The following is a 22,852-nucleotide window of genomic DNA, read 5'->3' on the forward strand; positions in this document are numbered from 1 at the left end:
TTTGATTGTAGATCATGTTCAATAGGACAAATGTTTCACTAAAACAATAATCATGAAAACAGAACAGATGAAAAGAATAAAACTTTTTGGATTTTTTATCCTACTGCTTGCAGCAACACAATCTTGTATGGTGAGTTCTTTGAATCCATTGTATACAAACATGGACAGAATTCATTTGGATGAATTGGATGGAGTTTGGGAAGGAAATGAAAAAGATCTATACATTATTAAGACCATAGTAGATTCTTCCGATCATAAGGCAAATATAAAAATAGACATGAGAAGTAGTTTTGGATCTGATGAGATCGATCATGCTGAAATACGGAAGAGAATTAAGGCAATCGAGAAAAAGTTAGGTGTAAAAGTCGAGTTCCCGGAAATGAAGACGCATTACGAGATTACCATGATTACAGAAAAGGACACCAGTGTGTTTGATGGGCGGTTAGCAAATCTGGGAGGACATTATTTTATGGACTTAATCCCGAACGATAAGCATGTGGAGGATAAAATTTCGGGTAGTTTTATCGCAGGAATGTTAGTAACAACTCATGGTTTTTTTAAAATTGATATAAAAAAAGATGAATTGGTTGTGAATACAATTGAGAACGACGATTTTGAAGAATTGATAGAAAATAAGCGTGTTCGGATAGAATACGTTGAACGTGATAATGAATTGATTATTACAGCTAAAACAGAGGATATTCAAAAATTTCTGATAAAATTTGCTGATTCGAAGATGTTTAACGATCCGGATGAGGCTTTGATTTTGAAAAGAATAAAATGATCAATCAAATTAAAAATAACCTAAGCATTATTATCCAGAACAGGTTAGTCCACCACTTCCTGTTTTGGACACTTTCATTCTATACACTGGTGCAGTTCTTCGCTTTGCAGGAAGATATATCCAAAATCGATGTGGTTTATACGGCATTGTTTCATATCAGCTTGTTATTTGGGGTATATGTAAATGTGCTTTTGTTGATTCCATATTTGTTAAAGCGAGAGAAATATGTGTTGTATGCCATTTGTTTTGTTGCATTATGGCTTGCGGCTGCTTACTTAAATGAATTTACCTTCGAACATTTAAGCGATTACATTGCTCCCGATTATTTCTTTATTTCTTCCTATGAGATAAATGAGCTATTAAAATTCAGTATCGTTTATCTTGGATTAAGCACATTGTTGAAACTTTCGAAATCATGGTTTAGAGTAATTGAGGCAGAGAAGAAGCTGGTAGAGTTGAAACAAAAACAATCGGAAACTGAATTGTTGGCCTTGAAAACCAATATTCATCCCCATTTCTTATTCAATAACCTGAATTCATTATACGCTTTGGCCAGAAAGAAATCGGATGAAACACCAAACTACATTCTTCAACTATCCGACTTAATGCGTTATATGATTTACGAAAGCAACGATGAGTATGTAGAATTGGAAAAGGAGATTAACTACATCACCAACTACCTGGAATTACAAAAGCTGAGATGCAAAAATAAGACTCGAATTCAGTACATGATTGAAGGAGAACTTGGTTCTCAGAAAATCGCTCCGTTTTTAATGATCCCATTTATTGAGAATAGTTTTAAGCATGGAGGTTTAAATCAGTTGGAACGAGATGTGATTGATTTGAAAATTAGAATTGAAGAAGAGCAGTTGGAAATGAATTTGCGAAATTCCATTCCAAAACAATCCTCTAAGGAAATTGATCCAATTGGAGGATTTGGAATAGAAAATGTAAAAAGCCGATTAAATTCATTATACCCAAACAAACATGTGTTAAATTTATCGAAACAAGAAGATGAATTTACTGTAGCCCTTAAAATCGACCTAAACCATGAACCGAACCACCAATAAAATATACACTTGCATTATTGTTGAGGATGAGCCATTATCGCAAGAGATATTGGAATCTTACCTACAGGATTGTCCTCAACTTAAGCTAAAAGCCATATGTAACGATGCATTGGAGGCAAATCAAATCTTACTAAAAGAACCAATAGATTTGTTGTTTTTGAATATTAACATGCCCAAAATGAACGGAATTGAGTGGTTGAAAAGTCTGGAACAAGCACCCAGGGTAATATTTACCACAGCATATCCCGAGTATGCCGTTGAAGGTTTTGATTTGAATGCTTTGGATTATCTTTTAAAACCATTCTCTTTCGAGAGATTTTTACGATCGGTAAATAAATTCCTGTCCTTACAGGAGAAGGTAGGAGAGAAGTTAGAAAATCAAGAAGAGACCATACCCGTAAAATCGAACAAGAAAACTTACCTGCTTAAACCTTCGGAATTGAATTACATTGAATCGGAAGGAGATTATTTAAAGTTGCACAGAAAGGATGATTGCCTGGTAATTCACGATACCTTAAAACATTTCCAGACCAAGTTACCATCAAATGACTTTTTGCGCATTCATCGATCATTTATAATTAATCTTAGAAGGATAGATTATCTGGAAGGAAATCAGGTTTGTATTGGAGGAAGTATGATTCCGGTTGCAAACACTTGTAAAGATGATTTATACAAAGTGATCAATCAGTAAAAAAACCTTTGGTATTAGAATTATCACCATGGTAATAATTTTAATCAAGCATGGTTAAAATAAAATATGACTATGGTCAAAAATATATCTCATGCCTATTACGTAAAAATGAGTACAGTTAGTTTTGGTCAAAACGTACTGTATAGAAAACAAAAAGAACCTTACCTCTTGGCAAAGTTCTCCTTATTTTTAGTTTTCTTGATAATTGTATTATTCCTCCAAAGTGGTCAACTCATGGTATTTTGTGGGAGTCAATCCCAGTTGTCCCAACAAATGTTCATCTTCGTTTACAGTCATATTATCCACCGTAAGCAATTTATCTCCAAAGAAAATTGAATTTGCCCCAGCAAGGAAACAAAGTGCTTGACCTTCCTGGCTGTAGTGAGTTCTACCCGCCGCAAAAGCAACCACAGTTTTAGGCATTAAGATACGAGCCGTTGCAATGGCACGAACCATTTCGAAAATACCTATGGTTTCCTTTCCGTAGAAAGGTGTTCCTTCTACAGGAACAAGTGAGTTCAAGGGTACATTATATGGGTGTTTATCCTGATTTGACAAAGTTCGAAGCATTTCAATTCGGTCTTCGTCGTTTTCGCCCATCCCAAGAATTCCACCAGAACAGTATTGAATACCTGCTTCCTGAAGGTTAGCAAGTGTTTCCAGTCTTTCGGCATAGGTTCTGGTTGTGGTGATGTTTGGATAATGACGCTCCGAAGTATCAATATTGTGATTTACTGCAGTAATACCCAATTCAGCCAATTTGTGAGCTTTCTCTTTGTTGATCATACCCATGGTGCAACAAACCTCCAGGCCCATTTTTTTGACTTCGGTAATCATTTCAGCAATTTCATCGAAACGATCATCACGGTTTCCATCACGTCCCGCCGAGCTAAGGCATACGCGCTTTACACCATTTTCTTTGGCGAATTTCGCTTCCTCTAAAACTTGCTCTAAGCTTAATTTTTCTGGCTTTACATGAGTATTGTATCTTGCCGATTGTGCACAGTATTTACAATCTTGCGAACATGCTCCGGTACGAACCGAAATTAAGGTATTCATGTTCATTTTCGATGCATCGTGATATTTTCTGTGGATGTTCGATGCGCGATGCACCAAATCAAGCAATGGCAGGTTGTAAATTTCTTTAACTTCTTCGTGTGTCCAGTTGTTTCTAATGTCAGTCATAATAAGATTTTTCTAGTCAATTAAATTTTTAGGATAGGATAAAATTTGAGCAGAAAGAATCTTATTCGACACTATGCCGGATTCTTTCCCACTGGTGATTTTTCTGCTTTCGTTTTGTATCACCAGCATTTCGATGATTTCGGATGCTATAAGATCCGGATCATCTTCCTCATTTTTATCCCGTCCGCTTTCTGGTAAAAAACAAAATCCCGAAAAGCCAGATTCTTTCGATGGAACCAATAGGTTGTAACTTGCATTCATGTTGGAAATTTTAATTTCCTGATTCATGCTTGCAAATGCAGCAAATGATTTTCTGCTCCATCGTCTGAATACCTGCAAATCTGATTTTTGCTTACCGATTTTTTGTACAGACGTCATATTTTTCATTCATTTTAAATTACGGAAAGCAATATAAGCATTCCCGATATTTCGGAGTCAAAAGTATTGTTTTTTTTCTTTTTAGAAGTGTTTCTACAACATGTTGGTAGAGACCTTGCATGCAAGGTCTTTAGGATTAAAATCTAGCAGTAGATTTAATGGTTTTGTATCCAATCAGCATATCGTAATTCAATGCAATATCATGATAATAAACATAGATCACATAGTCGTTTTCGGTTTCCCAATGGTTTCCTTCTATGTAGCCAGTGTCAGGAATTTTGGTGTTGTGATCGACCAATGCAAATTGATAATTGTAATATCCTTGTTTCATTAATATTTTAGAGACGTAAGCTCCCTTGTCAAAATCATAGTGCATTTTGTTTCGCTCGTTGCACTGCCAGTTGTTAAAATTGCCATGCACATAAAAGTCTCCATGCTTTAACTCATTGTCCATCGGTAATGTAAATGTGATATAAGCATAATCTGCTTCGGTTTCCGGGATATCACGTTCTTGCACTTCTACCAGGTAATTGCCATTGATATCTTGTTCGAAGATGTATTGCTTAAAATGGCGATTGTTTCCTGGCGACAGTAATACGGATGTAGTATCATTTTCTCTTGTGATTTCCCGAATGAATCTGGTTTGATACCTCATACTTTTTAAGTCGAAATTGCGGAACTCATTTCCTCCCGGAAATATATTTTCATCTTCGTAATCGAATACCAATTCGTTTTTACGGATGAAAATTGGCTTCAATCTTTTTTCAGTTCCATCAAGACGATTGTTTTGAGTAAGAATAACATTCAGATCGAGTTGAGGATTGTCAATTTTAAAATTGGGATGGAAAATACTAAAATCAACTTCCTGGTGAGACTCTCTTTTTTCAATAGAAACAGGATGTTTTACAATTCCTTTGATTTCTACTTTCGAATCCAAAACCATAAAGCGTTGTCGAATAACTACTTTTTCGGGATCGAAATCTTCGAACACTTCGATAATGTAATTGCCGGATAACTTCAAGTTGATGTCATCGTTTGGAATTTTCAAGCTATAATTAATGTAATGCACATTGGTATTAAAAGAGTGTTCGTAATCCGTAATCTGATTTTCGGAGAAACCATCTAAAAAATCAAATTCACTTAGCTCAGAATTGTACCAATTTTTATCGCAATGTATAATTCGATAAGAGTAATCTTGAATATTTTCTTTAATTTCGTCAAAGGAAAAAAGGAGCTGATTATCTCCTTTTAGTTCGATTATCGGTGGGGCAAGTTCCCACCCTCTGGGAAATATTTGAACAGTATGAATACTACTTTTCTTGATTTCATTGCGATATATTAGATCAAAGTCAGATCCAAATGCATTGTAAGTAGTTGAAATTGAAATCAAATTGAAGATGAATGATATAAGGAAAATTTTACGCATATTGATATGTATATATATTGGTTAAAAATAAACCAAAAACTTAAAAAATAAGAAATTGCTTTATATATTTGTGTGCGAATTTTTTAGATGTATTACAAAACATGTACTCAATCGTTTTAGAACACATGCTTGTACTTGGTTCTATTATGAAATAGAGTATTATTTAGTTATTTTTGACGCAAATTAATAAAATCAAATAGTTTAACATGTCTGAAGTTAAAAAGATCAAAAAAGGCTTAGATATTAAGCTGATAGGAAAGGCTGAAAAAGTACTTGAAAAAGCTGATCGTTCTGAGACATACGCAATTAAACCTACCGATTTTCCTGGATTAACACCAAAATTAAAAGTTAAGGTTGATGCTGAAGTAAAGGCCGGAAGTCCTTTATTTTTCGATAAGTATAGCCCTGAAGTTAATTTTGCTTCTCCAGTTAGTGGTAAGGTAATTGCCGTAAATAGAGGAGAACGAAGAAAGATTTTAGAAGTAGTTGTTCAAGCCGACGCAGAAATCCAATACGAAGAGTTTAAAAAAGCTGATCCGAATGGTCTTTCGCGCGAAGAGGTTAAAGAAGAGTTACTTAAAAGTGGTCTTTGGGCCTTTATTCGTCAACGTCCTTACGATGTGATTGCGAAGCCAGAGGATGCGCCAAAAGCAATTTTCGTTTCTGCATTCGATTCAGCACCATTGGCTGCCGATGTTGATTTCCTTTTAGAGGGAGAAGCGGAAGCATTCCAAGCAGGTATTGATGCTCTTGCAAAATTAACCGACGGAAAAGTTCATTTGAACATTAATCCAAACTTGAATCAGGCAAAAATGTTTTCAGAAGTTAAGAATGCTACTGTAAACAAATTTGCAGGTGTTCACCCAGCGGGTAATGTAGGTGTGCAAATTCACCACATCGATCCAATTAACAAAGGTGAAGTTGCTTGGGTTGTTCGTCCTCAAGAGGTAGTTTTTATTGGTCGTTTGTTCCAAAAAGGTATTTACGATGTAAGTCGTAAAGTTGCACTTTGTGGTTCTGAAGTAAAAACACCATGTTATTTCGAAACCATTACTGGAGCTTCAGTTCGAAACATTTTAAAAGGAAAACTGAAGGATGATGAGAAGATTAGAGTAGTTTCAGGAAATGTATTAACTGGTAAGCATATACCAGAAGATGGTTTCATTGGAATGTATGATTCTCAAATTACAGTTATTCCTGAAGGAGATAAATTTGAGTTCTTAGGATGGGCTATGCCAGGACTAAGTAAATTCTCGATGTCGAAATCCTTCTTCTCTTGGTTAACTCCAAATAAAGAATATCGTTTGGATGCTAACCTAAATGGAGAGCACCGTGCTTACGTTGTTTCCGGAGAGTATGAGAAAGTTCTTCCTATGGATGTATTGCCTGTTCACCTAATCAAATCAATTTTGGTTGAAGATATCGACCAAATGGAACAGTTAGGTATTTATGAAGTTGCACCAGAAGATTTCGCTTTATGTGAATTCGTATGTACTTCAAAAATTGATGTTCAGGATATCGTACGTCAGGGAATTGATCTGATGATTAAAGAAATGAGCTAAAAATAGTTAGTACTTAAAGTCCGTGGAGTTACAAGTACTTAAAGTTAAGATTTACATTTTTTTTTAAATATTGATTTTAAACAACTTTAAATACTCTAAGTACTCGAAGTACTTTAAACTTTAAAAAATACAATGAAAGCACTTAGAAAATTTCTTGATAAAAAGAAACCTTTATTTGAAAAAGGGGGCAAGTTTGCGAAGTTGCAGTCTACTTTCGACGCTTTTGACACTTTCCTATTTGTTCCTGATCATACCTCCAAAACGGGTACACACATCAAGGATGCTATCGATTTGAAGCGTACCATGTCTGTGGTTGTTATGGCTTTAATTCCTTCGTTGTTGTTCGGTATGTACAACATCGGTTATCAGCATTTCTTATCAGTAGGCGAAACTGCGCCATTGATGGATATGTTTGTTTATGGTTTAATCAAAGTATTACCAATTGTTGTAGTTTCATACGTAGTTGGTTTGGGTATTGAGTTTGCCTTTGCGCAAATGAGAGGACATGCGGTAAACGAGGGGTTCCTTGTTTCTGGTATGTTAATTCCTTTGGTTATGCCGGTTGAAGCTCCACTTTGGATGGTAGCTGTATCAACTGCTTTTGCGGTTGTTATTGGTAAAGAAGTATTTGGAGGAACCGGAATGAACATCTGGAATCCTGCTTTGATTGCACGTGCATTCTTCTTCTTTGCTTACCCATCAAAAATGTCTGGTGATTCTGTTTGGATTGCAGAAAAAGCGGATACTTTCTCAGGAGCAACTCCATTGGCTGATGCAGCAGCATTAGTTGATGCGACACCAGCTCAAGCTGAAAGCCTTATGTCCGGAGCATTATCTCAAACTTGGGATATGTTTATCGGTTTGATCCCGGGATCGATTGGTGAAACATCTACTCTTGCGATATTGATTGGTGCAGTGATTTTGATTGCAACAGGTATCGGAAGTTGGAGAATCATGTTGTCGGTATTCGTGGGTGGTTATGCAATGGGAGCTATCTTCAACTTGATTGGTGCAAACCCATATATGGAATTGATTCCTGCATGGCAGCATTTAATCATGGGTGGATTTGCATTTGGTGCCGTATTTATGGCAACCGATCCTGTTTCGGCAACTCAAACTACACGTGGTAAATACATTTACGGTTTCTTAATTGGATTCCTTGCGGTATTGATTCGTGTAATGAATGCAGGTTTCCCAGAAGCTATGATGTTGGCAATTCTTTTCATGAACACATTTGCGCCATTGATCGACCACTATGTTGTTCAAGGCAATGTGAAGAGAAGATTGAAACGAGTTAAGGTGAAAGCTTAATCAAAAAATCAAAGTAAGACATGAATACGAATAGTAATACATATACTTTCCTTTATGCTTCTGTAATGGTATTGATTGTTGCTGCAGTTCTATCTTTTACTGCTTTACAACTAAAACCTCGTCAGAACAAAAACAGGGAAATTGAGAAAAAGCAAGACATCCTAAAAGCTGTGGGTGTTACTTCCACTCCTGCCGATGCCGAAAAGTTGTATGATCAATATATCGTTAAAGCTTTTACCGTTAGTGCAGAAGGTAATGTGAAGTCAGAAGACAAAGAAGAGGCCTTTAAGGTTGATTTGAAAAAAGAAGGTAGTAAAGATCTTAAAGAAAGAAATTTACCTGTTTTCGTTTTCAACAAAGAAGGCGTTGGTGAAAAAATGATTTTACCAGTAAGAGGTAAAGGAATGTGGGGACCAATCTGGGGATACATTTCAATGGAAAAAGATGGGAATACCATTTTTGGAGCAACTTTCGCTCACAAGGGTGAAACTCCAGGTTTGGGAGCAGAAATTGCAACTCCTGCTTTTCAAGATCAGTTTGTTGGAAAACAAATTTTCGATGAAAGTGGAAAGTTTACTTCCATCATTTTGGTAAAAGGTACCGCAAAGGGCAATCCTCACCAGTTTGATGCAGTATCTGGTGGTACTGTTACATCTAAAGGTTTTGAAGCAATGCTTCTGGATAACCTTGGCAGTTATGAAAAGTTTTTAAAATCTTCAAAATAAGGACGAGATGAGCGATAAAGAACCATTATTCTCGGCTAAAAACCGAAAATTGCTTACCAATCCATTGGGAAGCGATAACCCGATTACCGTGCAGGTTTTGGGTATTTGTTCGGCCTTGGCAGTAACTGCAAAATTGGAACCAGCTATTGTTCTTTCCATTTCAGTTATGGCTGTATTGGCACTTGCTAATGTTATAGTTTCATTACTTAGAAATACGATTCCATCAAGAATTAGAATTATTGTACAATTGGTTGTGGTTGCTGCTTTGGTAATCCTTGTTGACCAAATATTGAAAGCTTTTGCTTACGACGTAAGTAAACAGCTATCGGTATTCGTTGGTTTGATTATTACCAACTGTATTATCATGGGACGTTTAGAGGCATTTGCTTTAGGTAACAGACCATGGCCAGCTTTCCTTGACGGAATTGGAAATGCTGCAGGTTACGGTCTTATTCTTGTTATTGTTGCCTTTTTCCGCGAATTGTTAGGATCGGGAACCCTTTATGGATATAAGGTAATTCCTGATGCTGTTTATGCAATGGGATACGATAACAACGGATTAATGATTCTACCTCCAATGGCATTGGTAGTTGTAGGTATCATTATTTGGGTACAAAGATCTAAGGATAAGTCCTTAATTGAGTCGAACTAATTGTAAAGAAAAATCGAAACATGGAAAATCTGATTAATATATTTATCAAGTCGATTTTTATCGACAACATGGTATTCGCATTCTTCTTTGGAATGTGTTCATACCTTGCGGTATCAAAAACCGTAAAAACTTCTATGGGATTAGGTTTGGCAGTAGTATTCGTATTGGGTATTACAGTTCCTGTGAACTACTTGCTAGACAAATACATTTTGGCAGAAGGAGCATTAGTTTGGCTAGATCCTTCTATGGCAGATGTTGATTTAAGCTTCTTAAGCTTTATCATGTTTATTGCTGTAATTGCTTCTATGGTACAGTTGGTGGAGATGATTGTTGAAAAATTTGCACCAGCACTTTATTCTTCATTAGGTATTTTCTTGCCATTGATTGCTGTAAACTGTGCAATTTTAGGTGGATCCTTATTTATGCAAGAAAGAGGATACAACTCAATTGCTGAAGTAACATCTTTCGGATTAGGATCTGGAATTGGATGGTTACTTGCGATTGTAGGTATTGCAGCAATTCGTGAAAAAATCCGTTACTCAAATGTTCCTGCTCCACTTAGAGGATTGGGTATTACATTTATTGTAACAGGACTAATGGGAATTGCTTTTATGAGCTTCATGGGTATCAAACTCTAAGCTGATAATAGAATAAAGTAAATTGAATTTTCAAAAAATTTAATCGGAATAGAGATGATATTATTAACAACACAGGGAACAGTAATTGCCACAAGTATAGCAGTATTCTTGCTTGTCATACTGGTACTGGTTTCTATCCTATTGTACGCTAAAAAGAAGCTTACTCCATCGGGAGAGGTTACAATTGATATTAACGAAGGAGACCAAAAATTGGTTGTTGAGCCAGGTAATACCCTTTTGGGTACATTGGGTAATGCTAAAATTTTCTTGCCATCGGCTTGTGGTGGTGGAGGAACTTGCGCAATGTGTAAGTGTCAGGTACACTCAGGTGCTGGATCAATTTTACCAACCGAAACAGGATACTTTACTCGTAAAGAAGCTCAAAACGATTGGCGTTTGGCTTGTCAGGTAAAAGTAAAAGAGGACATGACGATGTCTATTCCTCAGGAAATTATGGGAATTAAGAAATGGGAGTGTGAAGTGGTTTCGAACCACAATGTTGCGACTTTCATTAAAGAATTTGTTGTTAAACTTCCTGAAGGAGAAATTCTTGACTTCAAATCAGGTGGATACATTCAGATTGATGTGCCTAAGATTGATGTTGATTTCAAGGATATGATTATTGAAGATGAGTACAAAGCTGATTGGGATCAGTTTAAGTTGTGGGATCTTACCATGAAGAATCCGGAACCAACTTACCGTGCATATTCAATGGCTAACCATCCTGCAGAGGGTAACATCGTGATGTTGAACATTCGTATTGCGACTCCACCTTGGGATAGAGTAAATAATACATGGATGAAAGTTAATCCAGGTATTTGTTCTTCTTTCATCTTCTCGCGCAAGCCAGGAGATAAAGTAACCGTTTCAGGACCTTACGGAGAGTTCTTCATCAAGGAAACGAATAATGAGATGATGTTTATTGGTGGTGGTGCTGGTATGGCTCCAATGCGTTCGCACATCTTCCACTTGTTCCACACAGTGAAAACCGGTCGTAAGGCTACTTTCTGGTATGGAGCTCGTTCATTAAAAGAGGTGTTCTACGCAGAGCAATTTGATGCTATCGCTAAAGATTTCCCTAACTTCGAATGGCACTTGGCACTTTCTGAGCCACTACCAGAAGATAATTGGGAAGGACCAACAGGATTTATTCACCAGGTAATTTACGATAACTACCTAAGCAAACACGATGAGCCGGAAGATATCGAATACTACTTGTGTGGACCTCCAATGATGAACTCAGCTGTTACAAACATGCTGTATGAATTAGGAGTACCAGACGAAATGGTTGAATTTGACGATTTCGGATCGTAACAATATAAAACAAGCCTCGATTTATCGAGGCTTGTTTGTTTTAAGGACTCTGTGTAATTTCGTGTTTTAGAATGGTAAATTCATATCATTCATCAATTATAATTTAATATCATGAACAAGTTAAAGTATATAAGTCTTTTCGTGCTACTTATTGTTTTTGGAGCATGCGAACAGGAACCAAAATATCATTTCAATGAGGGAAAAGTGTTTGGAACCTTTTATCACATGGTATATCAATATCCAAATGAAAATGGATTGCAAGCCGAAATTCTTGAAAAATTAAAGGAGTTTGATTTCTCCTTATCTACATACAATCCTGAGTCGGTTATTTCAAAAGTGAATCAGAATGATTCAACGGTTGTTTTGGATGATTACTTTACGACTTGTTTTAAAACCAGTGAACAAATTGCCAAGGTGACAGAAGGTGCTTTTGATTGGACAGTGGCACCCCTGGTTAATGCTTGGGGATTTGGTTTTAAAAATAAGCTAGAACCAGAGGAAATCCCGGTTGATAGTTTGTTACAGGTGGTTGGATATCAAAAAGTGAGATTGGAGGCTGGAAAAGTGATTAAAGAAGATCCTAGAATCATGTTCGATGCCAGTGCCATTGCCAAAGGTTATGGAGTTGATGTTGTAGCAGATTTTTTGGAATCAAAAGGAATCACCAATTATATGGTTGAAATTGGAGGAGAAATTAGAGCAAAAGGGAATAGCAATAAAAATAGACCTTGGCGTGTAGGAATTGATAAACCTATTGATGATCCTACAAGTTTATCCCGACAAATTCAGGATGTATTGGAGTTGAAGAATGGAGCTATGGCCACTTCCGGAAATTACCGTCAGTTCTATGTGAAAGATGGCAAGAAATATGCGCATACAATTGATCCACGATTGGGATACCCTGTACAACACAGTTTACTTTCTGCATCGGTGGTTGCGCCCACCTGTATGAAAGCCGATGCTTATGCAACTGCATTTATGGTGTTGGGTTTGGAAAAGAGTGTTGAAATCGTTCAGAATGATCCTGAATTGGATGCCTATTTTATCTATACAGATGAGAAAGGTGCTTTGGCTTCTTTTACAAGCGAAAAACTTAAGTCACAAATTCTGAAATAAGACTAGTTCTGTGAAGTAGAATTTTTCTATTGATACAGAAGCTCTAAAATAAGTTATCGGTTTTCTGATTAAAGTGTTTGAAAAGTTGTTGTTATGAAATCAGGTCAATACAAACAGAATATAACGGAAAACCGATAACCAATTAATTCGTTTCACAGGTATCTGATTCGTCATCGTTGCAAGCGCACGAACTGCATCCTCCACCTGTAAACTTGGCATTTTTATCAAACAGGAGTTTAATACCAAATCCAATAAATGCTAAAAAAAGCAAAAATACTGCGAGTAGTAATATCTTTAGAAACATGGCTATTTTGATCTTTACGTTTTAATTAAAGATACGTTTAATGGACTTGTGTTGTTTTCCTAAAATTAGAATTTTAGTCTTTTTTAACTTTTTAAGGATATTAATGCAAAACTGAATTACAAACTTTCCAGTTCTTTATCAAGAAGAGTTAGCTTATTAAATACTTTAGCATTTTTAGCCTTTTCCTGCTCCATTTTGTGTTGTGATGTCGCACAACTAATTCCTCTCTTCTTCAGCTCTTCATTTCTTCCGATGTGCAATTCGGGGAATCTACCATTCTTTTTAATCAAAATTGAAATGGCAAATCCAACAAATGCAATTGCCAGAATAACAGTAGTAATAAGTATAAGCTTTATAATCATTTCGATAATTCTTTATAAATTATAGGCAAAGATATCATTTCAGTATTTCTCGACCAAATTAAACAAGAATAAAAGGTCTGAAATACTTGGAGTAATCTTTCTTATTTAGAATTATTCTTCTTAAATTTGATCTTAGAAAAATCAGAAAAATTCTGTTAAATAAACACACTAACATACTATGGATTCTGAAATAAGGGGGAAATTATTTCGAATTCATAAAATTGAAATAATATGTCAGAAACATTAAAAGAAAACATGGAAGCTAAAGGTGATAATTTATCATACGAAGATTTTACTTCCGAAGTTCTTGAAGATTATCGCATAGCAAATATAAGTCGTCAGTTAAGTATTTTAGGTCGTAAGGAAGTTTTAACCGGTAAGGCCAAATTCGGAATATTTGGTGATGGAAAAGAGATTGCCCAGATTGCAATGGCAAAATCATTTAAAAAAGGAGATTGGCGATCTGGATATTATCGAGATCAAACTTTTATGCTGGCAGCAGGCATGCTTACAGCAGAAGAGTTTTTTGCACAATTGTTTGGAGAAACCCAATTGGATAAAAATCCGGCAAATGGTGGGCGCTTAATGAATAACCATTATGCGTCACGAAGTTTGAATGAAGATGGTTCCTGGAAGAATCTAACAGGTCAAAAAAATTCGTCAGCAGATATTTCACCAACAGCGGGACAAATGCCTAGATTACTAGGCTTGGCTTATGCTTCAAAGTTATTTAGAGAGAATAAAGAATTGCATCAGTTTACCAACTTTTCATTGAAAGGAAATGAAGTAGCTTTTGGTACGATTGGAGATTCAAGCACATCCGAAGGGCATTTTTGGGAAACTATCAATGCTGCAGGCGTACTAAAAGTACCAATGGCGATGAGTGTTTGGGATGATGGTTGGGGGATTTCTGTTCCAAACAAGTATCAAACTACCAAGCAAAATATATCAGAGGTATTAAAAGGCTTTGAGCAAGATGAAAATGGTGATGGATACCTGATATACAAAGCCAAAGGATGGGATTATCCAACTTTGTGTAAAATGTATGCCGAAGGGGTTGAACTTTGTAGACGCGATCATGTACCTGTATTGTTTCATGTTTCAGAAATGACGCAACCTTTAGGTCATTCAACATCTGGTTCACACGAAAGATACAAATCAAAGGAACGTTTGGAATGGGAGGCTAATTTTGATCCAATTAAGAAGATGAGGGAATGGATTCTTTCAATGGAATTAATTGAAAGCGATAAACTGGACGAAATAGAAAAAGATGCAGTAGAGGTCGTGAAGAAAGCTCGTCAGACAGCATGGAAAAGCTTTGCAGATCCTATTAAGAAAGAGCGAGATGAACTGATTACTCTTGTTGAAAATGCAGGATGTAATTGTAAGAAGACAGATCGAATTAATAGCATCACTTCAGGATTAAAAAAAGTAATTCATCCTGTTCGTAAAGATAACCTTAGTGCAGCAAAGAAAATTCTACGACACATTTGTTCAACTTGTGAAAGTTTTAAGCCGCTAAAATCTCAATTACAGGTTTGGTTGAAGAATACCATTGACGAAAATCATGAAAGATACAGCAGCCATTTGTATAGCGAAACAGGATTAAAAATTAGCAATATCAAACCAGTTGCTCCTGTTTATAATGAGAATTCGAAAACGGTAAATGGGAGAGAAGTTCTGCGCGATAATTTTGAGAAATTATTTACGAAATATCCTTTACTACTAACATTTGGAGAAGATACAGGTTTTATTGGGGGCGTGAACCAAAGTTTAGAAGGAATGCAGGAGAAGTTTGGAGAACTTCGTGTTACCGATACAGGTATTCGTGAAGCCACCATACTTGGACAAGGAATTGGGCTTGCTTTACGCGGATTAAGACCGATTGCTGAAATTCAGTATTTCGATTATTTGCTTTATGCCTTGCAAACCATGAGCGATGATTTGGCAACCATGCAATACAGAACCAAAGGAGGACAAAAATCTCCGGTTATCATTCGTACCAGAGGTCATAGACTGGAAGGCATATGGCATTCAGGTTCTCCATTGAGTATGGTGATTAATTCAATTCGTGGGGTTCATGTTTGTGTACCTAGAAATATGACAGTTGCGGCAGGATTGTATAATTCACTTTTGGAATCCGACGAACCAGCCTTGGTTATTGAACCTTTAAATGGATATCGATTAAAAGAAAAAATGCCAGAGAATTTGGGTGAATTTAAAACCGCATTGGGAGTGCCTGAGGTTTTAAATGAAGGTAGTGATATTACTTTGGTAACTTACGGCTCATGTGTTAGAATTGCGGAAGATGCAGTAAAGCAATTAAAAGACTTTGATATTTCTGTGGAACTGATCGATGTGCAAACACTATTGCCTTTTGATGTGAATCAAAGAATTTTGGAATCGGTAAAGAAAACCAATCGAATTGTATTTTTCGATGAGGATGTGCCAGGTGGAGCCACTGCATTTATGATGCAGAAAGTATTGGAAGATCAGAAGGCATATTTCTATTTGGATTCTGAGCCAAGAACCATTACAGCAAAAGATCATCGACCTGCTTACGGAACCGATGGAGATTACTTCTCGAATCCTAATGCAGAGGATGTTTTTGAAGTAATTTATGATATCATGAGAGAATCAAATCCTGATAAGTTTCCTTCGATTTATACAGAATAGAGAGGATATTATGTTGATAGTGAATCCACAAATAGAAATATTTGTGGATTTTTTTTGCGTTTCGTTTCACCCCTTTTCGGAATTAAACTGTATTATATATGGTTGAGGGAACTTTTTAGTAGGTTTTTCTCAATTGGCTTTTTAGTGAGTAGTAGTTGGATGCAATGTGGTAATTCTTCCTAACGATACAAACGATTAAGCAAAATATACTTGTATAAGCAATCACTTTTAAATAAAGTGATTGCTTTTTTTTCAGGATTAATCGTGAAAAATTGAATATTTCCAAAATTCAAAGCAAATATAACTTTCTGTGGATAGAATTTTACGTCGAACTCACGTTGTTTTAGAAATCAATAATAAATTAAAGTGTGTCAGTAGGTGCATTTATTTTGTGGCTGTAAATACACAAACAGACATAAATTACTGATAAAATGACTTGTAGTTGGATTTGAAACGCAAAAAATGAATGATTTCATTTCTTCATATCAACTTGTTAATTAAAAATAATTCATAAATTTATTGTGTGATCATAAATTGTAATCTGTGAGATAGACCTTTAGGTTGTTGGTATGATTACTTTAGGAAAGATCTTTAAGGTGTTGCATTGATTGGCTATAGAATTGAGTTTTAGATTCACTCACCAAGGTGAACAGTAATGTTTAATAAAAACCAATTAGTAATGGCTAGACAATTAAGTGATTCAATGTCATCGGAAGTGCACATGAATATGTCGCTTCGACACTCCCGTAGTTGCCGTCAAACAAAAGGTGCTGCAGAATTTGCAGATAAAATCGATCCTTTTATTCTTGTATTGGACGAAAAGCATCTTGAAACCAAAAAGATGAAGTTGTTGCAGGACAATGCCTACGACGATTTGGTGTTTACCAAAGGCGGTTTAGATGATCGCATTCGAAGCATATCCGATTTGGCAAAGCAACATGACAGGGAAAATCCTGCCAATTCAATCTCTACACTTTTATTTCCAAAGGGTGGATATTCCACAATTCTTCGTTATCCTTTTACTAAAAAGGCCGATGCTGCCCAGGAAATCAAAGAAAGAATTAAATCATTGGGCGAAGAACATAGCATGGCAGCTCAAATTCCTTTATTGGAAGCAGATATTGCCAAAGTACGAACTTCAATAGGAAAATTGCAAGAAGCCAAAACCAATGTGCGAACTGCAGTTGCCAACGAAGAAGTTGCACAGGCAAACTTGCGCAAGCAATACCAACACAATTATTTGGATGCTACCAAAATGTTTGGCAAAACTTTTGCCAATCGCCTGTTTCCGCAAACTGCAACGAAGAAAAAAATAGAAGAGGCAGTAGAGGAAACAAGCGATACATAGCGTTAAAAAAAACGCAAAGTATGCCGTGCAAGCTTGCACGGCATACTTTGCGAAATAAAAACACCTCTTGCAGCCTTACACAGCACATTTTAAAACGGTAGAACAAGCTTTGTAAGTTCACACAGCATACTTTTCAAACATAAAATGGTACTTGCAAGCTTGCACGGCATACTTTGCGAAATAAAAACACCTCTTGCAGCCTTACACAGCACATTTTAAAACGGTAGAACAAGCTTTGTAAGCTCACACAGCATACTTTTCAAACGTAAAATGGTCCTTGTAAGCTTGCAGAGTATATTATTCGAAATTTAAGCAGCCTGTGTAGCTTGTGAGCATCAATGATTTAAAAGAATATTGATAAACATTAAAAATCATGAAAACTATAAAATTAAAACCGCTGATAATGCTTTTGTTCATTTGCCTTTGCTTAGGTGTGGGATGTGATAAGGACGAGGATAAGAAGGAAGTGAAAAACTTGGAAGGATATATTGTTGGTTTTGATCCATGTAGAATAAACCATCATTATAGAATTGGTTATGTGATTATATCGGAAGATTTAAAAGATACTGTAGTTACTTATAATTTATCTGATCCTATTTTTAAATTTCCTGCATCAGTTTGTATAATTCTATCAGATACACTTTATAAAATTCCTGAATCATATTTTAATAATTACATGAATTCGGCATATTTTCCAAAAGCAGTTCGCTATGAATTTAAAATCAACATTAAATATGTGAATGCAAATGAAAATGAAAAAATATTCAATTTGTGTAGCTCAGATATTAACCATGCTGATTTTTCATATCAGATTTCAAATAATCAGGTAATTATAAAGTCCGTATCAAATTTGTAATAGATGTAAATTATTCGGTTATGAAAACAATTTATTTAGTTTTTTTTACAATATTATTTATTGCATGTTCAAATGACAATAAAGAAGAAACATGCAATTGTCCACCTTTCAGCTTAATTCCGAGATCTCCGTACGATGATCCGGTTTGGCATCCTTCAGGTGAGATTATTGGTTTTAACCACCATCCCATAACAGAAATCAATTACACCTACGGATATGATTGCCCGTTACAAGCCTTATATACATATAATTTGGAAGAGGCAGGTTTTTGGCAGGTAAATAAGGATGGATCAAATCCACACAGGATATTGGATTATGAGTTTCAAACCCCTGCCTGGAGTCCCGATGGAAATTGGATTGCCTTTGTAAAAGGTGCACAGATATTTAAAATGCCGTTTGATGGGGAACAGTTTGATACCAGTAAAATGGTTCAGTTGACATTCGAAGGCAGAAATTTTTCCCCAGCCTGGAGTCCTGATGGCGAATGGATAGCTTATGACTCTAATGTTGGAAGTGAAGTTGGAGGCTACCGAATTTGGAAAATGAGAAGCAATGGAAACAGCAAAAAAAGAATTGCTTATACGCCAACACTTGGAGAAACAAGAATGCCTTTTTGGGGTGAGAATAATCTAATTATACATACTCGTTGTGGGTAATTAAACAGCACAAAAACACTATTAATATAAAAATGAGTCATGTAAAATTCTTACAAAACACACTAAACCTTAAAATGCTAATTTAATGGACAAAAACTTTGATAATTCTACTTTTTATTAAAATCTGACGCAACTGAATAAAATTAAAAACATCTTCATATAAAGAACAAAGTTATGAAACAGCTAAAGTTAATTTCGATTCTGTTTTTAGTTACATTTATAGGATGTAATGATGAGGATAACTCTCAATTAGAAACGACTGTTGATTACACAGAAATTGCCAAAAGTGCATTATATGGCAATGGAGAAGAAGGAATTTCTCAATCAAATATGGTAATTCAAAATGAAACCGATTGGGAAAATTTAAAGAATCAAATGGATTCATATAATGATGTCACAGACAATTTCCATGAAACAAATATTGATTTCGAGAACTATACATTAATTGCGGTTTTTTTAGAAATTAAAATGAGTGGTTATGAAGTAAATATTAAAAAAGTCACTGAAACCGAAAATGTAATAAGTGTTTCTACGACAGAAAATGCATTTATGTCTTCAGTTATCTGTCAGCCATTCTGCATTATAAAAATACCAAAAACTGAGAAAACTATAATATTTGAATAAAAACTACCCACAACATTTTGTAAATTTCATGGCGAGGTTTGTGCAGCGTGACACTTTCGCTCCCGCATCCTGTATCCCTATCGGTTGACAGGACACAGCACCGAAACCGCCACGAAAACTTACAATTTACCGATATATAGAAACACGTATGCGTGAAGTTTTTACCATGAATACCCTGGGTAATAAAGTAAATCAAATAGCAGATAATAAAAATAATGAGAGCTATCCAAAACTCTCAAATATAACCCAAAAAATAGCATACAAATCATAATCGGGTTCCACAGGTAAGGTAGTCCTGTGGACTACAAGTAATGGCAAAGAAGAATTATTGGCATCAGAAGCCAGGAATTTTTCATGGTCGCCTGATGGTAAATTTATCGTTTACCTTCGACATGATTCTTCTTACCGTATTGATGAAGAAAAAGCTTGCTTATGGATTTTAAACACGGAAACTTTAAATAAAACCCAATTAACATATAATGATTTTAAAGTGAAATTATAACCCTTTAAATTTAATGTTATGAATTGTAGAAGATTATTACTGATTGTTTGTTTTTTAATTTATCAGGCTGGTGCATATGCACAGCGTTAGCCAAACAATGAAATTTTAGTGTTCTTTAAAGAGGGAGTTTCTCAGGAAATAAAGTTAAAAAAGGGAACTTCAGTAAAGACTGCACGAATTGATAATGCCAAACTGAAATCCACTTTATCGAAAATTGGACTTACTGACTCATCGCTGAAAGTTGCACTGCCAAAGTTCAATAAAAAGGATACACTTAAACTCTTATCCAATGGCAAAAAAATTAAACAGCCGGATATGAGCAATTTATTTAGAATACAGGTACCAAAAGGAAAAAAACGAAAAGAATTAATAGATTACCTGAATGACTTACCCGAGGTTTTGTATGCAGAAGCTAATGGTACTGTTGCTCCTTGCATTGTCCCTAATGATAGTAGGTATAGTGAACAATGGGGCTTAAATAATCCTGCTAATCCCAATGCCGATATTCATGCAGAAGCAGCCTGGGATATTTATACAGGGAATTCCAATAATATTATAGCGATTATTGATGGTGGTACAGATGTGAACCATCCTGATCTAAATGATAAGATTTCCGGAGGGGATTCAGGTTACGGATGGAGAGGAAATGGTATACATGTATCTGGTATAGCTGCTGCCGAATCCAATAATAATCAGGGGGTGTCTGGTGTTGATTGGAATGCACGATTACACAATCAGAGAATCGATAATGTGCAGGATGATGCAGATACTTACCAGGCAATTGTTGATGCAGTTAATTATAGTGAGAATGTACATGTATTGAATAATAGTTGGGGTTTAACAAATGATGATGAATCGCCGGGCAGAAGTTCCACAATTGTTCGGCAAGCAATTGCTTATGCCTATAAAGCAAATAGGGTATTTGTTGCTGCCATGGGAAATCATCAGCTTACGCATCCCGATGTGGTACACTATCCTGCAGGTTATGACAATGTAATATCGGTTGGAGCTACTAATAATGGTAACGGGCTTGCAGATTTTTCTGTTCATGGAAACAATATTAATGTGTGTGCTCCCGGTGTAAATATATTGTCTACTGATGTAAATGGAGGGTATGGATACCGTTCAGGCACATCTATGGCAACACCTTTTGTGTCAGGGCTTGCATCTTTGCTAAAGGGATATAATCCCAATTTGGAGAATGATGATATTAAAAACATTATTGAATTAAGTGCAGATGATCTGGGAGTTCCAAGTTATGATACTCAATTTGGTCATGGAAGAATAAATGCAGAAAGGGCACTAAATTATCTTAGGGCACCTTATACTCTTGCACAATGGTCGGCAAAAGGTGGTACTGTAGTTAACTCAACTAGTAGATATTCCATGATTATGATGGGAGTTTTAGGTTTGGCATCAGGAACATACCTGGTAAAAAGACATGAAGTACAAAAGGATGTGCAGTTTCCTCAAGGTTTTTGTTCTCTGGTGGGAGCTTGGGGAAGAGGTGTTTCAACATCCGGATTTAATGTTTTAAATCCTAATTTTGGAGAAGGATTTTGTGAAGTGGTACAAGGTACACTTACAGATACAGGTGTAAGCTTACGAACTTATGTGTATGAGATATGGAGTATTACCGGGGCGTATATTGGATATTATCCAACATCACCTTCAAATGTAAACTTTGCTTATACCACATTAGGTGTTTTATCTCCAACACTTTCCGGTCCCGATTTGTTATGCACTGGTGCAACAACGTACACTTTGAATAACTTGCCTTCTGGAACTACAGTAAGCTGGACATCTAGTTCCAACATCACTTTCCCATCGGGCAATACAGGAAGTAGCGTAAGTGCCAAAGCAGGTTCTTCAACTGTAAGTGGTACTGGTTGGATTGAGGCAACAATTAATGGTACTTGTGGTGATATTACTTTGCCACGTAAGGAGGTATGGGTAGGGAGACCATTGTTTATATTATTAGGTGAATCACAGCCTTTGTACCCTAGAAGTTTAACGACAACCACTGTTGAGTATTTACAAGTCGATGATCCATATGATCAAGGGGTAACAAATATGGAATGGTCATACACTGGTCCTTTGGCTAGTATAAATGGAAATTTGTTAAAGGCAGATTATAGAACATCTAATTCAGCAGGAGAAGGGTTTGTTTATGCTAATGCCTCAAATGTTTGTGGCTCTAAGGAGAATCGTATATATTATGAAGTAATGGATTTCATGAGAATGAGTGTTACACCAAACCCTGCAAATGAATATACTGAGCTTAATTTTTATTCAAGTGGTGAATTGTCCGATTACCAAATGGATTCAAAAGCAATGTATAGTGTGCCTGTCAATAAAGAAACGAATAATTTAGGTGAATATGAAGTTCAAATTTGGCACGAACGTTATGGTTTGGTAAAACGGGTGAAATCGAGAAGTAGAAAACTGCAAATCCCTACCAATAATTTAGAGGAGGGAATTTACTTTTTGCATGTAATTGTAAACGGCAAAGTTCATAAGCAACAGTTGAAAATTCAGAGATAGAAATAAAATTGCATATCGGCTGTCGTAAAATTGGCAGCCTATTTTTAAAGCTTCAAGTAAATTGTTGTTTATCATTGAACAATGAGTAAGGGCACGAATTTTTGAATGATAGTTGAGTGGGGATTTTC

At 35.9% G+C, this 22,852-nt stretch carries 21 protein-coding genes; 17 read left to right on the plus strand and 4 right to left on the minus strand.

The features are described from left to right. The first annotated feature begins 52 nt into the window (after positions 1 to 52). The 3 genes from NQ163_RS01600 to NQ163_RS01610 are packed head-to-tail and all read left to right on the plus strand — an operon-like array spanning position 53 to position 2,545. On the plus strand, positions 53 to 784 hold the full coding sequence (locus NQ163_RS01600; RefSeq protein WP_268188564.1) for a hypothetical protein: 732 nt from the start codon (positions 53 to 55) through the stop codon (positions 782 to 784). After that, positions 781 to 1,854, plus strand: a complete 1,074-nt coding sequence (locus NQ163_RS01605) for a sensor histidine kinase (protein WP_268188565.1) — start codon at positions 781 to 783, stop codon at positions 1,852 to 1,854. Before NQ163_RS01600 ends, NQ163_RS01605 begins: the two co-directional genes overlap by 4 nt. Then, positions 1,835 to 2,545, plus strand: a complete 711-nt coding sequence (locus tag NQ163_RS01610) for a LytR/AlgR family response regulator transcription factor (RefSeq protein ID WP_268188566.1) — start codon at positions 1,835 to 1,837, stop codon at positions 2,543 to 2,545. Before NQ163_RS01605 ends, NQ163_RS01610 begins: the two co-directional genes overlap by 20 nt. Positions 2,546 to 2,755: 210 nt before the next feature. Here the strand turns inward: NQ163_RS01610 and bioB are convergent, their stop codons facing one another. From bioB to NQ163_RS01625, 3 genes are all read right to left on the minus strand, one after another. Further along, positions 2,756 to 3,730, minus strand: coding sequence for a biotin synthase BioB (gene bioB / locus NQ163_RS01615; RefSeq protein WP_268188567.1), 975 nt, complete (start codon positions 3,728 to 3,730; stop codon positions 2,756 to 2,758). A gap of 12 nt (positions 3,731 to 3,742) precedes the next feature. Beyond that, complete coding sequence (locus NQ163_RS01620) at positions 3,743 to 4,117, minus strand: hypothetical protein (protein WP_268188568.1); 375 nt, start codon at positions 4,115 to 4,117, stop codon at positions 3,743 to 3,745. Positions 4,118 to 4,244: 127 nt separating this feature from the next. Next, positions 4,245 to 5,534, minus strand: a complete 1,290-nt coding sequence (locus tag NQ163_RS01625; RefSeq protein WP_268188569.1) for a type IX secretion system plug protein — start codon at positions 5,532 to 5,534, stop codon at positions 4,245 to 4,247. Between the two features lie 206 nt (positions 5,535 to 5,740). Here NQ163_RS01625 and NQ163_RS01630 point away from each other — a divergent pair, with 206 nt between their 5' ends. The 7 genes from NQ163_RS01630 to NQ163_RS01660 all read left to right on the plus strand — a co-directional run bounded on the left by NQ163_RS01630 (position 5,741) and on the right by NQ163_RS01660 (position 12,852). After that, the gene (locus NQ163_RS01630; protein WP_268188570.1) at positions 5,741 to 7,096 is read left to right on the plus strand and encodes a Na(+)-translocating NADH-quinone reductase subunit A; all 1,356 of its coding nucleotides are present in this window, start codon (positions 5,741 to 5,743) and stop codon (positions 7,094 to 7,096) included. Between the two features lie 132 nt (positions 7,097 to 7,228). Then, on the plus strand, positions 7,229 to 8,407 hold the full coding sequence (locus NQ163_RS01635; protein WP_268188571.1) for an NADH:ubiquinone reductase (Na(+)-transporting) subunit B: 1,179 nt from the start codon (positions 7,229 to 7,231) through the stop codon (positions 8,405 to 8,407). 20 nt (positions 8,408 to 8,427) lie between these two features. Continuing rightward, positions 8,428 to 9,132, plus strand: a complete 705-nt coding sequence (gene nqrC / locus NQ163_RS01640) for an NADH:ubiquinone reductase (Na(+)-transporting) subunit C (protein WP_268188572.1) — start codon at positions 8,428 to 8,430, stop codon at positions 9,130 to 9,132. A gap of 7 nt (positions 9,133 to 9,139) precedes the next feature. Next, positions 9,140 to 9,784: an NADH:ubiquinone reductase (Na(+)-transporting) subunit D gene (locus NQ163_RS01645; RefSeq protein WP_268188573.1), complete on the plus strand. Its 645-nt coding sequence runs from the start codon at positions 9,140 to 9,142 to the stop codon at positions 9,782 to 9,784. 20 nt (positions 9,785 to 9,804) lie between these two features. Further along, a complete protein-coding gene (gene nqrE, locus NQ163_RS01650) occupies positions 9,805 to 10,422 on the plus strand; it encodes an NADH:ubiquinone reductase (Na(+)-transporting) subunit E (protein WP_120238660.1) in 618 nt (205 codons plus the stop codon). Between the two features lie 54 nt (positions 10,423 to 10,476). Beyond that, entirely contained in the window at positions 10,477 to 11,736 is a 1,260-nt protein-coding gene (gene nqrF / locus NQ163_RS01655) for an NADH:ubiquinone reductase (Na(+)-transporting) subunit F (RefSeq protein ID WP_120238661.1), read from the plus strand. A gap of 111 nt (positions 11,737 to 11,847) precedes the next feature. After that, positions 11,848 to 12,852 (plus strand): FAD:protein FMN transferase, encoded by a 1,005-nt coding sequence (locus NQ163_RS01660; protein WP_268188574.1) that lies wholly within the window; start codon positions 11,848 to 11,850, stop codon positions 12,850 to 12,852. A gap of 420 nt (positions 12,853 to 13,272) precedes the next feature. On the opposite strand, the gene NQ163_RS01665 is transcribed toward NQ163_RS01660, so the two are convergent. Then, entirely contained in the window at positions 13,273 to 13,518 is a 246-nt protein-coding gene (locus tag NQ163_RS01665; protein WP_268188575.1) for a hypothetical protein, read from the minus strand. A 231-nt stretch (positions 13,519 to 13,749) separates the two neighbouring features. Between NQ163_RS01665 and NQ163_RS01670 the strand changes: the two genes are divergently transcribed. The 7 genes from NQ163_RS01670 (at position 13,750) to NQ163_RS01700 (ending at position 22,724) form a co-directional block, all read left to right on the plus strand. After that, a complete protein-coding gene (locus NQ163_RS01670; protein WP_268188576.1) occupies positions 13,750 to 16,194 on the plus strand; it encodes an alpha-ketoacid dehydrogenase subunit alpha/beta in 2,445 nt (814 codons plus the stop codon). Positions 16,195 to 16,873: 679 nt separating this feature from the next. After that, positions 16,874 to 17,542: a hypothetical protein gene (locus NQ163_RS01675; protein WP_268188577.1), complete on the plus strand. Its 669-nt coding sequence runs from the start codon at positions 16,874 to 16,876 to the stop codon at positions 17,540 to 17,542. Between the two features lie 373 nt (positions 17,543 to 17,915). Next, positions 17,916 to 18,398, plus strand: coding sequence for a hypothetical protein (locus tag NQ163_RS01680; RefSeq protein WP_268188578.1), 483 nt, complete (start codon positions 17,916 to 17,918; stop codon positions 18,396 to 18,398). A gap of 20 nt (positions 18,399 to 18,418) precedes the next feature. After that, positions 18,419 to 19,054 (plus strand): TolB family protein, encoded by a 636-nt coding sequence (locus tag NQ163_RS01685; RefSeq protein ID WP_268188579.1) that lies wholly within the window; start codon positions 18,419 to 18,421, stop codon positions 19,052 to 19,054. A gap of 174 nt (positions 19,055 to 19,228) precedes the next feature. Beyond that, a complete protein-coding gene (locus NQ163_RS01690; RefSeq protein ID WP_268188580.1) occupies positions 19,229 to 19,678 on the plus strand; it encodes a protease complex subunit PrcB family protein in 450 nt (149 codons plus the stop codon). Between the two features lie 311 nt (positions 19,679 to 19,989). Beyond that, positions 19,990 to 20,121, plus strand: a complete 132-nt coding sequence (locus tag NQ163_RS01695; RefSeq protein WP_268188581.1) for a hypothetical protein — start codon at positions 19,990 to 19,992, stop codon at positions 20,119 to 20,121. 167 nt (positions 20,122 to 20,288) lie between these two features. Then, a complete protein-coding gene (locus NQ163_RS01700) occupies positions 20,289 to 22,724 on the plus strand; it encodes a S8 family peptidase (RefSeq protein ID WP_268188582.1) in 2,436 nt (811 codons plus the stop codon). Positions 22,725 to 22,852 lie beyond the last annotated feature (128 nt).

The organism is Marinifilum sp. D737, from assembly GCF_026672275.1.
In the GTDB taxonomy this organism is placed as follows: Bacteria; Bacteroidota; Bacteroidia; order Bacteroidales; family Marinifilaceae; genus Marinifilum.

Bases quoted from the DNA above. Each gene is read 5' to 3' on its own strand.
- NQ163_RS01600 (WP_268188564.1), top strand. From the start codon at position 53: ATGAAAACAGAACAGATGAAAAGAATAAAACTTTTTGGATTTTTTATC.
- NQ163_RS01605 (WP_268188565.1), top strand. From the start codon at position 781: ATGATCAATCAAATTAAAAATAACCTAAGCATTATTATCCAGAACAGG.
- NQ163_RS01610 (WP_268188566.1), top strand. From the start codon at position 1,835: ATGAACCGAACCACCAATAAAATATACACTTGCATTATTGTTGAGGAT.
- bioB (WP_268188567.1), bottom strand. From the start codon at position 3,730: ATGACTGACATTAGAAACAACTGGACACACGAAGAAGTTAAAGAAATT.
- NQ163_RS01620 (WP_268188568.1), bottom strand. From the start codon at position 4,117: ATGAAAAATATGACGTCTGTACAAAAAATCGGTAAGCAAAAATCAGAT.
- NQ163_RS01625 (WP_268188569.1), bottom strand. From the start codon at position 5,534: ATGCGTAAAATTTTCCTTATATCATTCATCTTCAATTTGATTTCAATT.
- NQ163_RS01630 (WP_268188570.1), top strand. From the start codon at position 5,741: ATGTCTGAAGTTAAAAAGATCAAAAAAGGCTTAGATATTAAGCTGATA.
- NQ163_RS01635 (WP_268188571.1), top strand. From the start codon at position 7,229: ATGAAAGCACTTAGAAAATTTCTTGATAAAAAGAAACCTTTATTTGAA.
- nqrC (WP_268188572.1), top strand. From the start codon at position 8,428: ATGAATACGAATAGTAATACATATACTTTCCTTTATGCTTCTGTAATG.
- NQ163_RS01645 (WP_268188573.1), top strand. From the start codon at position 9,140: ATGAGCGATAAAGAACCATTATTCTCGGCTAAAAACCGAAAATTGCTT.
- nqrE (WP_120238660.1), top strand. From the start codon at position 9,805: ATGGAAAATCTGATTAATATATTTATCAAGTCGATTTTTATCGACAAC.
- nqrF (WP_120238661.1), top strand. From the start codon at position 10,477: ATGATATTATTAACAACACAGGGAACAGTAATTGCCACAAGTATAGCA.
- NQ163_RS01660 (WP_268188574.1), top strand. From the start codon at position 11,848: ATGAACAAGTTAAAGTATATAAGTCTTTTCGTGCTACTTATTGTTTTT.
- NQ163_RS01665 (WP_268188575.1), bottom strand. From the start codon at position 13,518: ATGATTATAAAGCTTATACTTATTACTACTGTTATTCTGGCAATTGCA.
- NQ163_RS01670 (WP_268188576.1), top strand. From the start codon at position 13,750: ATGTCAGAAACATTAAAAGAAAACATGGAAGCTAAAGGTGATAATTTA.
- NQ163_RS01675 (WP_268188577.1), top strand. From the start codon at position 16,874: ATGGCTAGACAATTAAGTGATTCAATGTCATCGGAAGTGCACATGAAT.
- NQ163_RS01680 (WP_268188578.1), top strand. From the start codon at position 17,916: ATGAAAACTATAAAATTAAAACCGCTGATAATGCTTTTGTTCATTTGC.
- NQ163_RS01685 (WP_268188579.1), top strand. From the start codon at position 18,419: ATGAAAACAATTTATTTAGTTTTTTTTACAATATTATTTATTGCATGT.
- NQ163_RS01690 (WP_268188580.1), top strand. From the start codon at position 19,229: ATGAAACAGCTAAAGTTAATTTCGATTCTGTTTTTAGTTACATTTATA.
- NQ163_RS01695 (WP_268188581.1), top strand. From the start codon at position 19,990: ATGGCAAAGAAGAATTATTGGCATCAGAAGCCAGGAATTTTTCATGGT.